At 33.8% G+C, this 12,264-nt stretch carries 12 protein-coding genes; all 12 read left to right on the top strand.

Annotation, left to right across the window (positions count from 1 at the left end):
* The first annotated feature begins 9 nt into the window (after positions 1–9).
* From X924_RS01800 to X924_RS01855, 12 genes are read left to right on the top strand one after another with little or no spacing between them, the layout of a single operon-like run.
* Entirely contained in the window at positions 10–483 is a 474-nt protein-coding gene (locus X924_RS01800) for a (2Fe-2S)-binding protein (protein WP_121957238.1), read from the top strand.
* A 6-nt stretch (positions 484–489) separates the two neighbouring features.
* Positions 490–1,857, top strand: a complete 1,368-nt coding sequence (locus tag X924_RS01805) for an 8-oxoguanine deaminase (protein WP_121957239.1) — start codon at positions 490–492, stop codon at positions 1,855–1,857.
* A 22-nt stretch (positions 1,858–1,879) separates the two neighbouring features.
* The gene (ssnA, locus tag X924_RS01810) at positions 1,880–3,211 is read left to right on the top strand and encodes a putative aminohydrolase SsnA (protein WP_121957240.1); all 1,332 of its coding nucleotides are present in this window, start codon (positions 1,880–1,882) and stop codon (positions 3,209–3,211) included.
* Complete coding sequence (locus X924_RS01815; RefSeq protein WP_121957241.1) at positions 3,153–4,076, top strand: xanthine dehydrogenase family protein subunit M; 924 nt, start codon at positions 3,153–3,155, stop codon at positions 4,074–4,076. The genes ssnA and X924_RS01815 overlap by 59 nt, the downstream gene beginning before the upstream one ends.
* On the top strand, positions 4,073–4,567 hold the full coding sequence (locus X924_RS01820; RefSeq protein ID WP_121957242.1) for a (2Fe-2S)-binding protein: 495 nt from the start codon (positions 4,073–4,075) through the stop codon (positions 4,565–4,567). Before X924_RS01815 ends, X924_RS01820 begins: the two co-directional genes overlap by 4 nt.
* A complete protein-coding gene (locus X924_RS10365) occupies positions 4,554–5,843 on the top strand; it encodes a xanthine dehydrogenase family protein molybdopterin-binding subunit (RefSeq protein WP_121957243.1) in 1,290 nt (429 codons plus the stop codon). Before X924_RS01820 ends, X924_RS10365 begins: the two co-directional genes overlap by 14 nt.
* Positions 5,827–6,828: a xanthine dehydrogenase family protein molybdopterin-binding subunit gene (locus tag X924_RS10370; protein WP_121957244.1), complete on the top strand. Its 1,002-nt coding sequence runs from the start codon at positions 5,827–5,829 to the stop codon at positions 6,826–6,828. The genes X924_RS10365 and X924_RS10370 overlap by 17 nt, the downstream gene beginning before the upstream one ends.
* Positions 6,821–7,369, top strand: coding sequence for a nucleoside-triphosphatase (locus X924_RS01835; protein ID WP_121957245.1), 549 nt, complete (start codon positions 6,821–6,823; stop codon positions 7,367–7,369). Before X924_RS10370 ends, X924_RS01835 begins: the two co-directional genes overlap by 8 nt.
* 6 nt (positions 7,370–7,375) lie before the next feature.
* Positions 7,376–8,461, top strand: a complete 1,086-nt coding sequence (locus tag X924_RS01840) for a 4Fe-4S dicluster domain-containing protein (RefSeq protein ID WP_121957246.1) — start codon at positions 7,376–7,378, stop codon at positions 8,459–8,461.
* A gap of 15 nt (positions 8,462–8,476) precedes the next feature.
* On the top strand, positions 8,477–10,189 hold the full coding sequence (gene ade, locus X924_RS01845; protein ID WP_121957247.1) for an adenine deaminase: 1,713 nt from the start codon (positions 8,477–8,479) through the stop codon (positions 10,187–10,189).
* Positions 10,190–10,215: 26 nt separating this feature from the next.
* Positions 10,216–11,547 carry an NCS2 family permease gene (locus X924_RS01850; RefSeq protein WP_121957248.1) on the top strand — a complete coding sequence of 444 codons (1,332 nt, stop codon included), beginning with the start codon at positions 10,216–10,218 and terminating at the stop codon, positions 11,545–11,547.
* A 24-nt stretch (positions 11,548–11,571) separates the two neighbouring features.
* Positions 11,572–12,162, top strand: a complete 591-nt coding sequence (locus tag X924_RS01855) for an NTP transferase domain-containing protein (RefSeq protein WP_121957249.1) — start codon at positions 11,572–11,574, stop codon at positions 12,160–12,162.
* Positions 12,163–12,264: the final 102 nt, after the last annotated feature.

Consider the following 12,264-nt stretch of genomic DNA (forward strand, 5'->3'; position numbering starts at 1 on the left):
GACCTTTCTATGAAAAATATAGTTGTCACATTATTTGTTAACGGTAAAAAAGAAGTTTTAGAAGTTACTTCAAAAGAAAGGCTTTTAGATACATTAAGAGATCAATTGAATTTGAAAAGTGTGAAAGAAGGTTGTGATGTAGGAGAATGTGGAGCTTGTACAGTTATTTTGAACGGACAAGCAGTGAATTCTTGTTTGGTTTTAACGGCTCAAATTGATGGGTATGAGGTTTATACTACTGAAAGTTTGGAAAATAAAGGTAATTTACATCCCCTTCAGCAAGCTTTTATAGACTACCATGCGATACAATGCGGTTTTTGTACCACAGGAATGTTAATGTCAGCTAAAGCTCTCTTAGACAAAAATTCTAATCCCTCTCGAGAGGATATAAAAACAGCTATAGAAGGAAATCTTTGTAGATGTACAGGATACGAGCAAATAATTCAAGCGATAGAGAGTGTATCGAAGAAAGTGAAAGGGTGATTCAAGTTGTCAAATATTTTGATAAAAAATATAGATACTATTGTTACTATGGATAAAAACAGTAGTATATTAAAAGGGTACAGCATTTTAATTGTAGATGATAAGATAGAAAAAATAGATGAAAATATAGATGTAAGTAATAAGAATATAGATGAGATTATAGATGGAAGTAGTTACATATGTTATCCTGGTTTAATAAATACTCATCATCATTTTTATCAAACGTTAACAAGAAATATTCCGCAAGTGCAAAATGTAGAACTATTCGATTGGTTAAAATTTTTATATCCTATATGGTCAAAATTAACTCCCGAAGCTGTGTATTACAGCACTTTAGTAGCGACGGGAGAACTATTGAAAACTGGATGTACTACCACCGTTGACCATTATTACGTCTTTCCAAAGAATCAGCCTCCAAATTTGCTTGATAATGAATTTTATGCTGCTAAAGAAATAGGAATAAGATTACATGGTTGTCGAGGTAGTATGTCTTTAAGCGAAAAAGATGGCGGATTGCCACCAGACTCAGTTGTTCAAAGTGAAAAAGAAATACTTGCTGATTCTCAAAGAGTTATAGAAAAGTTTCATGATTCTTCTCCTTTTTCAATGAGTCGAGTAATTTTAGCTCCCTGTTCTCCATTTTCTGTTACTTCAGAACTTTTAAAAGAATCAATAAAATTAGCAAGACAATGCAATGTCTGTAGCCATACTCATCTTGCCGAAACTAAAGATGAAGAAGAATTTTGCCTTGAAAAATTTGGGATGAGACCGCTCGAATATATGGAAAGTTTAGAATGGATAGGAAACGATGTTTGGTATGCACATGGTGTTCATTTTACTCATGAAGAAATAGAAAGATTGGCAAGAACCAAGACAGGGATTGCACATTGTCCTGTATCAAATCAGAAGTTAGCTTCGGGTGGTGCCAACGTTCCATATATGCTTGAAAAGGGTGTAAAGGTCAGCCTTGCAGTTGACGGAAGTGCGAGTAACGATTCGTCTAATATGATATTGGAAATGAAAGCTGCGTTTTTAATGAGTCGCTTGATATATGGAATAAAAGCTATGACAGCTAAGGATGTTTTTTCTATAGCAACTCGAGGTGGAAGTGAAGTTCTGAACCAACCAGAAGTAGGGAGCTTAGAAGAAGGGAAAGCAGCCGATATGTTTTTAATAGATTTTGAGAAATTAGGCTACGCAGGTGGATTATATGATCCTGTTTCTTTAATTATAAACACAGGGGATACACAGATTGTTGATATGACAATAGTTAATGGAGAGATTGTTGTAAGAGAAGGACAGTTAGTTAAAGTTGATGAAAAAAAGATAATAGAAAATGCCAATAGAATTTCTAAAGCTATGTTCGAATTGTAGAAAAAGGAGTAGGGGGTAGACAATGCTCATAATAGGGAATGCTAAAATTTTAAGTTTTGATGAAGACATGAATATCTTTAATGAAGCGGCAGTTGTTATAGAAGGTAAAACAATAAAAGAAATAGGAAAAACTGAAAAAATGAGAGAAAAATATCCGCAAGCTTCTTTTAAAGATGCGAAAAATAAAGTTGTAATGCCAGGATTAATAAATACGCATACACATTTATATAGTACTTTTGCTAGAGGAATGGATTTGAAAACTAATCAACCTCCAAGAAATTTTTTAGAAATCTTGGAAAAGTTATGGTGGAGACTCGATGAAACTTTAAATGAAGAAGATATCTACTATAGTGCTATATATGCTCTAATTGAATGTATAAAGAATGGAGTTACAACGATTTTTGATCACCATGCAAGTTTTAACTTCATAGAAGGAAGTTTGGATATAATAACTGATGCTGTTATTGAAAGCGGCATAAGAGCTAATTTATCTTTTGAAGTTTCTGACAGACATGGTAGAAAAAAAGGTGAAGCAGCTTTAAAAGAAAATGAAAGGTTTATAGAAAAATTAAAAAATTCCAATTTAGAAAAAATAAAAGGGTTAATTGGACTCCATGCGTCTTTTACGCTCGAAGACGAAACCTTAAAAAAAGCTGCTGATTTAGCAGATCACCTAAATGTTCCTTTACATGTACATGTAGCAGAAGGAATAGAAGATTGGCAGGATAGTGTGCAAAGAGGATACATAGGTGTAATTGATAGATTAAAGAAGTTTAATATTTTGAGACCTCATACGTTGGCAGTTCATGGAGTACACATACAAAGTGAAGAAATTCCTTTATTAAAAGAGAGTGAAGCATATTTGATACACAATCCTGAATCAAATATGAATAACGCTGTGGGAACAGCACCATTAAAACAATTGTTTGAATCTGGTATATTAGTTGGTTTAGGAACAGATGGATATACTCATGACATGTTTGAAAGTTTAAAAGTGGCTAATTTGCTACAAAAACACGAATTGAAGGATCCTCAAGCTGGAGGAAATGAAGTCTACAGAATGGTTTTTGTAAATAATAAAAAAATTGCCTCAGAACTTTTGGGTATAAATGTTGGAATGTTGAAAGAAGGATTTCCAGCGGACTTAATAATTGTAGATTATTTTCCTCCTACACCTATAGAAAAGGACAACATTTACTCACATATTCTTTTTGGTATGAATGGGGGAATGGTTTCGACGGTCATGGTCGATGGGAAGATTCTTATGGATAACAAGGAGGTGACAATTTTAGACTATGAAAGAATTAAACGCAGAACCATACAACAAGCAAGAAATTTCTGGGAAAGATTCTGATTTTAAAGATTATTTTGCACCCATGTCTTTAAAAGAAGCTGTTGAATTATTAGAACGTTATGCTCCTGCTGTTAAAGTAATTGCAGGTGGAACAGATGTTTTAGTAGATTATTTCGGTCGTATGTATAAAATTGAGAGATGGTTAGATCTAAAAAATATTGAAGAATTGAAAAAGATTGAGATAAGAGATCAAAAAGTAGAAATTGGGGCACTTGTTACACATGATGAACTCGAAAAATCTGAGATTATTCAAAGATATTTTCCTGTTCTTAGACAAGCAGCATGGGATATAGGATCCCCACAAATAAGAAACATGGGAACTATTGGTGGAAACATAGTTACTTCTTCGCCGGCCGGAGATTTATTAGCTCCATTAATGGCATATGACGCGTATTTTGTATTAACTTCGACTGACGGAGATAGGAGAGTTAGAGCAAAAGAGTTTTTTGTTGGACCCAAAAAGAATGTTTTGAGAAAAGACGAATTGGTTACAAAAATTGTTATCCCTATTCTTTCAAAGAATACATATGGTAAATGGATTAAAGTTGGTAAAAGAAAAGCTCTAATTATTTCGAGTATAACTCTTGCTTTAGTGATTTCTTTAAATGACAAAGGATTGATAGAAAAAGCAAAATGTTGTCTTGGTTCGGTTGCGCCTACTCCTTTTGAAGTAGAAGAGTTTAACAGTTTAATGGTAGGAAAGAAAATGGAAGAATTGAACTATGAAGAATTGGCCAATGTTGTTTCAAAAAGTATCTCTCCGATAGATGATATAAGAGGTACAAAGGAATATCGGAAAGATGTTGCTAAAAATCTTACTATTAGTTCATTAAAGGAAATAGAAAGGATGGTGAGGGTAGATTGAAGATAAAATTCACAATAAATGGAGAAGAAAGAACGTGCGACGTTAATTCGACTACCCGACTTTTAGATGTGATTAGAGACGATTTAAAGTTAACAGGAACAAAAGAAGGTTGCGGAAAAGGAGAATGCGGGGCTTGTACAGTTATAATGAACGATAAATTAGTAACTTCTTGCTTAGTTTTAGCATATCAAGCAGAAGGAGCCGACATAATTACAATTGAAGGGTTAGTAAAAGATGATGAAATGCACCCTGTGCAGGTAGCTTTTATAGAAACAGGAGCAGTACAATGTGGGTTCTGCACGCCTGGTTTTATTTTAGCAACTAAAAAACTTTTGGATGAAAATCCAAATCCTACAGAAGAAGAAATAAAAAGGGGCTTATCTGGAAATATATGTAGGTGTACTGGTTATAAAAAAATTATCGATGCGGTCAAATTAGCTTCAAGGAAGTTTCTTGAAACGAAAAGAGGTGAAGAAGTTGAAGCCGAATAAATATATTGGAGAAAATGTGTTTAAAGTAGATGCTAAGGATAAAGTAGTAGGAAACGCTATTTATCCTGATGATATATATTTTGAAGATATGTTGTATGTGAAGATAAAAAGAGCTCCTCATCCGCATGCTTACATACAAAAAATAGATACAAATAAGGCTGAATCTTTATCGGGTGTGGTTAAAATAATCACTGCAAAAGATTTTCCAAACTTGAAAAAATTTGGATTGATAATAAAAGATCAACCAGTTTTGGTTGGTATAGGTGAAAAAACAAGGTTTATGGGAGATGCGATTGCAATTGTTGTAGCTAAAAGCAAAGAAGTAGCGACTCAAGCTATTAATTTAATAAACGTTGAAATTAAAGAGTTAGAAGTGATTACAGATCCTTTTAGGGCCATGCAAGAAGGTGCTCCCAAGATTCATGAAAAAGGAAATATACTAGTTACTCATTATTTAGACAAGGGAGATATTAAAAAAGGATTTGAAGAATCAGAAGTAATAATTGAAAGAGAATATAAGACACAACATGTTGATCAATTACCTTTACAAGTAGAATCAGGTGTTGCAACATATGACGAAAAAACCGGAGTAATTACTATATGGGCTGCAACACAGTGGTTACATGATACACAAGCTGATATAGCACAAGCTTTAAATCTACCGAAGGAGAAAATAAGAATAATTCAACCTATTATAGGAGGTGCTTTTGGTAGAAAAGAAGATATTTCTGTTCATATTCATTTGGCTTTAGCAGCAATCTCTACAAAGCATCCTGTAAAATTGACTTATACACGAGAAGAATCCATGATTGCTCAATCGAAAAGACATCCTTTGTATATAAAGGCCAAGACAGGAGCTACTAAAAACGGTATTCTTAAGGCGTGGCAAGTTGAAGTCGTTGGGGACACAGGAGCATATGCTTCAAGTGGTCCCGCAGTTGTTCATAAAGGAATGTATCATTGTACAGGCCCATATAATGTACCCAATGTAAAAGGGGTATCTTATGCGGTTTATACGAACAATACATATGCGGGAGCTATGAGGGGATTTGGAACAACACAAATGGCATTTGCATATGAGTCTCAAATGAATATTTTGGCAGAAAAATTGAAGATGAGTCCTATTGAATTGAGATTGAAAAATGCTTATACAGTTGGTTCTACAACACCCAATGGTCAAAAGCTTACGCAGAGTGTAAACGTTATTAAAACAATTGAAGAAGCGGTAAAGCTTGCGATAGGAAAAGAAGGTGTTAACTATGAAGAAAAAAGGTAGAGGCATGGCTACAATAATGTTTGGTTATGGATATGGAGAGGGATTTCCGGATTATTCGCACGCAACAATTGAATTGAAAGAAGATAAAACAGTTTTAGTACGAACTGCAGCTGCAGATGTAGGACAAGGAGTCTTGACTGTTTTAAGTCAAATAACTGCTCAAATACTTTCTGTTCCTATAAGCACAGTGAAAATAATTCAAGGAGATACTCATGAGACAAAAAACTCTGGCTCAACATCAGCAACTCGTCAAACTACTTTTACGGGTAATGCGGTCAAGCAAGCTTGTGAAGATTTATTAGGAAAAATTTATTATTATGCAAGTTTAGAATTTGGAAGTAATTATCCCGAGTTAACTGTTAAAGATGGTAAAGTTTTTCTCAATGATAATCCAGAAAGATCGTTAACTTTTTGGGATTTAAAAACTATCGTTGAAAAAAAAGGAGAAAAGTTATACGGAGAAGGAACATATTTTCCAATAACTTATCCTCCTGATGCTGAAAATGGTCAAGCAGAAAAAGTTTATGTGGCTTATACTTTTATGACTCAGATTATAGATGTTGAAGTAGATACTGATACGGGAATCGTTGAGGTAAAAGATGTTTATACAGCATTAGATTGTGGTAAAGCTATAAATCCTGTTAATGTAGAAGGCCAAATTGAAGGAGGAACTGTTCAGGGAATAGGTATGGCATTGATGGAAGAACAAGTTATTAAAAATGGAATTACTTTAAATCCTAATATGACGGGATATTTGGTCCCAACTTCCATGGACATTCCAAATTTTCATTCGATATTGGTAGAGAACGAAGACGCTATAGGTCCGTTTGGAGCAAAAGGTGTGGGAGAGCCTACAATTATTGCCGCTTCTCCCGCTGTTGCTGATGCAATATATAATGCGATAGGAGTACGATTTTACGAACTTCCAATTACTCCAGAAAAGATATTAAAGGCCTTGAAAGAAAAAGGGCGTGTAGATGTATAAAAAGAATATTTTTTTAACAGGTAAACCAGGTGTTGGAAAATCCAAAATTATTAACAAGTTAGTCTCAGAATTAAACCTTAAAATAGGTGGTTTTGAGGTAATTAGAGATGGGGATAAAAATGCTTGGACTTCTTTTTATCTTGTGGAAGTAAGTCAAATAAATAAAAGTTTTAATTCGTTAAAATCAGAAATTAATAGGTTTGCTTTTAGGAAAGATATTAATTCAAAATGGGAAATAAATATTGAAGTATTTAATAAATTAGGAGTTAATTTTCTTTCTAATTTAGAAGACAGAGATATTGTCATAATGGATGAATTGGGAAGATTTGAACTGAAAGCTTATGATTTTCAAAAAAAGATTGAAGAAGTTTTATCAGATGACAAAGTTGTATTAGGGGTTATAAAAGACGAATCAAACGAGTTTTTAGATCGGATAAGAAATAGAAAAGATGTTGAAATACTAAGGGTTACACAAGAAAATAGAGAGGTAATTTATCAAAAAACGAAAACGTTATTAATATCGTTTATTTTTAAGGGGTGATCTTGTATGGCTGATATTTCAGTAAATTTGTTCTCAATGTTACTCAAAAATCCTGTTATGCCAGCAGCTGGTCCTCCGGTAAAGGATGGAGAATCTGCACATAAAGCTAAAGAAGGTGGAGCTGGAGCTATTGTTACAAAAACAGTTTCTGTAACTGCGGCAAAGGTACCAAAACCTAACATGGCTCAAGTTAAAAGTGGTTTTATGAACGCAGAGTTGTGGTCTGAATTATCTCTTGAACAATGGATAAACCAAGAGTATCCAAAAGTCGTTGAAACAGGGTTACCAATAATAATTGGGGTGGGATATACAGCAGATCAAATTAAAGAAATTATTCCAAAGGTAGAGAAATTTGCTAATGCTTTCGAACTATCGACTCATTATCTTGGAAACGATCCAACTCCAATGATTGAAAGTATAAAGGCAGCTAAAGGATCAACTAACCTTCCAGTTATGGTGAAATTGAGCCCTCAGGTAGACATACCAACATTTTCTAAAGAAGCTGAAAAGGCAGGTGTCGATGGTATAGTATTAATAAATTCATTTGGACCTACGTTGGATATTAATTTAGACACTGGTAAACCTTTGCTTGGCAGTGAAAATGGGTATGGTTGGCTTTCAGGACAAGCTATCTTTCCTTTAGCTTTGAGATCAGTTTTTGAAGCAGTAAGATCTGTTAATATTCCCGTAATAGGTGTTGGAGGTATAACAACTGGTAAAGAAGCAATTAAAATGATTATGGCAGGCGCTCAAGCTGTCCAAGTTTGTACCGCTGCTATATTAAACGGGTCAAAAATTTATGAAAAGATTGCTAATGAAATCGAAAAATATTTGAATGATCATGGATACAACTCTTTAAACGATATAAGAGGAATCGCTCAAAAAAGTAGCAAAAAGGAACCGAATTTTGATATTATAATTCCTAATATTAAGGATGAAAACTGTACTGAGTGTGGGTTGTGTATAAGAAGTTGCATGTATGATGCCATTCATTTAGAGAAAAATGTCCATAGTGTGAGAATTTATGATCAGAAGTGTTCCGGTTGTGGTCTTTGTGTGACAAGATGTAACTTCAATGCGCTTACTCTGTGAAAGGAGATTTTTCGTATGTCTAATAAGAATATATTGCCAGTTGCCTTAGGAAAAGAAAAAGCAGATTTGGTTTTTAAAAATGGTAAAATAATGGATGTGTTCAATGAAGAAATTATATTAAAAGACTTAGCGGTTTCTAAAGGTGTAATTGTAGGTTTTGGTAATTACTCGGGCAAAAAAGAAATAGATCTTAAAGGGCAATATATATCTCCAGCTTTTATAGATGCGCACCTTCATTTAGAAAGCGCTATGGTTAGCATAGAAGAATTTGCTAAGGTTGTTATTCCTCTTGGAACTTTAACAATAGTTGCAGATCCTCATGAAATTGCAAATGTAGCAGGAGAAACAGGTATAGAATATTTTTTGAAATTAGGGAATAAATTACCGTGGAATTTTAACTTAATGGTTCCTTCCTGTGTACCCGTAACACCTTTTGATGCAGGTGGAGCTATATTGGATGCCGAAAAAATTAAACAATTGATTACTGAAAATACTTTTTTTGGCCTTGGAGAAGTCATGGATTACAAAGGTGTAATCAGTGGTCGTAAATATATTTGGGATAAATTAGAGGTTATGAAAGATTATTTTATCGATGGACATGCACCGAACTTGACAGGGGAAGCTTTGAATGCTTATCTATTAGCTGGGATAAAAGCCGACCACGAAACAACAACGTCTCATGAAGCTTTGGAAAAGGTATCAAAGGGAATGTTTGTAATGGTTAGGGAAGGTTCAGTTACACGAGACCTTGAAAGTTTACTGCCAGCTATTAACGATAAAAATGCGTCATATTTTCTTTTTGCTACAGATGATAGACATCCAGAAGACTTAATAAATGAAGGCCATATTAATTTTATAGTTAAGAAAGCAATAAAATTGGGGATGAATCCGATTAAAGCAATTAAACTTGCTACGATAAATGCTGCAAGAGCTTTAGGATTGAATAAACTTGGGGCTTTAGCTCCGGGCTATAAAGCCGATTTGCTTGTAATAGATGATTTAAAAGATTTGAATATTAAACAAGTTTATAAAGATGGAAAGTTAGTTGCAAAAAATGGACAATTTTTATTTGAAACACAATTAGATAGCTTAGAAAAGCCAGAAAAGATATTTCATTCTGTAAATATTGTACAATTAAAAGAAGAAGTGTTTAAAATTCCAAAGGGTAAAAAGTTTAGAATTATGACCTTACAGAAAGATAAAATCGTTACAAAAATGGAAGTATTTACATTGCCAGATGATTTTGAAGAAAGTGAGTTCACAAGATATAATATAAATAAAATAGCTGTGGTTGAAAGATTCAAAAGATCAAACAACATCGGGTTGGGTTTAATTAAAGGTTTTGGATTAAAGTCTGGGGCAATTGCAAGTTCCATAGCTCACGATTCTCATAATATAATCGTCTTAGGAACTAATTCTATTGATATGAAAATAGCTGTAGAAAAGATAGAAGCACTTCAAGGTGGAATAGTTGTTACTAATAATGGAAAAGTCATAGATTTTATTGCTTTGCCTGTAGCTGGATTAATATCTACAGAACCAATTTCGATTGTTTCTGAAAAACTTCGAAATCTAAAAAGTATAGTTAATAGCTTAGGAGTAGAATTAGCCAGTCCTTTTATGACCTTAGCTTTTATGGGGTTACCGGTTATTCCAGAAATAAAGATTACATGTAGAGGATTATATGATGTTGATAATAACTGTTTTGTTTCATTGGTTTTGGAATAACTAATTCAAAAGGGGGTTTTAAGTTTATGGCGAAGGTAGTAAGCTCTAAAAAAGAGGGTTTTTTAGAAAGAACTTTTAAACTTAAAGAAAACGGTACCAACGTAAGAACAGAAGTTTTGGCAGGTATTACAACTTTTATGACGATGGCTTATATTATTTTTGTCAATCCTTCGATACTAAGTGATGCAGGGATGCCTTTTAATGGGGTATTTATTGCAACTATAGCGGGAGCTATTCTTGGAACAGTTATGATGGCTCTACTAACGAATTATCCTTTTGCTTTAGCTTCGGGTATGGGATTAAATGCTTTTTTTGCTTACTCTGTTGTTATTGGTATGGGAGTGCCTTGGCAGACGGCTTTAGGTATTGTTTTCTTAGAAGGTATAATATTTATCATATTGAGTATTACTCCTGTTAGGCAAATGATAGTTAATTCTATTCCAATGGGTTTAAAAACAGGTATTAGTTCAGGTATAGGCTTATTTATAGCTTTCATAGGTCTACAGAACGCAGGAATCGTTGTATCGGATCCTGCTACACTAGTGAAAATGGGGGACATATTTTCAGGAACAGCTTTAGTTGCAATCCTTGGATTAATAATCACAGGAGTTTTACACGCTTTGAGAGTTAAAGGAGCATTATTGTTAGGAATTATCATTGCAACAATCATCGGACTTTTTAACGGAGTAACTCCAACTCCTCAGGGAGTAGTCGCTCTGCCAAGAATGGCAGATTGGTCACAAGTTTTGTTTAAACTTGATATTGCTTCTGCGTTTAATATAAGTATGATCGGAGTTTTAATTTCTTTTTTGTTTGTTGATCTTTTTGATACTGCCGGAACTTTGGTTGGAGTTAGTCAACAAGCAGGATTTTTAAAAGAAGATGGTTCTCTTCCAAAGGCTGATAAAGCACTTTTAGCAGATGCTATTGCTACAACCGGAGGAGCTCTTTTTGGAACAAGTACTGTTACAACGTACGTTGAATCTGCTTCTGGAGTTTCAGAAGGTGGAAGAACTGGGCTTACGGGTATAGTTGTTGCTATTTTATTCTTTCTTTCTTTATTTTTTCAACCAATTATTGCTATAGTTCCCGGTGCAGCAACAGCGCCTGCTCTTATAATTGTAGGAGTAATGATGTTGTCCAATATAAAAAGTATTAAATGGGGCGATTTTACAGAAGTTTTACCAGCTTTTTTGGCAATGATAATAATGCCTTTGACTTATTCCATATCAAACGGAATAGCTTTAGGTTTCATAACCTATCCTTTAATAAAATTGTTCACAGGTAAAGGAAAAGAAGTGCATTGGTTAGTGTATGTTTTATGTGCAATTTTCATAGTTTACTTTATATGGCTCTAAAATTTTAAGTGGAAGGGAATTTTTATGTTCACTGCAGTAATATTGGCTGCTGGCGAATCCATGAGAATGGGAACGGCTAAGCAGGTACTTCCGTGGAGGAATAGTACTGTATTAGAAACTGTATTAAAAGCAGTTTTAAATTGTTGCTATGTAGATGATGAGGTTAGAGTCGTTTTAGGAGGGAATTATGAGCAGATAATTCCCTTCTTTTCAAATTACAAAGATCCACGGATTAAGATTTTGTTGAATAATAGTTATGAAAAAGGTATGATAACAAGTGTATGGAAAGGTATTGAAAATGTACCAAATAATAGTCAATATATACTATTTACGCTTGGAGATATGCCTTTAATTTCAATTGAGACGTATAATAAATTAGCAAAATTTGCAATTAAGGAAGGAGTACTCATTTTAGCACCTGTTTATAAAAACAAGAGAGGACATCCGTTAGTTGTACATAAAAGTCAAATAAAAGATATATATGATTTAAAAGGTCCTGGAGGTCTTAGAACTCTTTTGAGTTCACATCCAGAAAGAGTAGTTTTCTATGAGGTTGATGACGAAGGAACTGTTATAGATTTGGATACTGTAGAAGATTACAAAAAATATTTATGATACTTGCTTTAGAAATGATAATTTTCTAAAAATAAGATTTAAATTTAAAATGAGTCCAGGGCACAGCCCTCTTTCCCTTCCTTCGTTACACGTAGCGAAAAA

The organism is Petrotoga sp. 9PWA.NaAc.5.4 (assembly GCF_002895485.1).
Taxonomy (GTDB): Bacteria; Thermotogota; Thermotogae; order Petrotogales; family Petrotogaceae; genus AZRK01.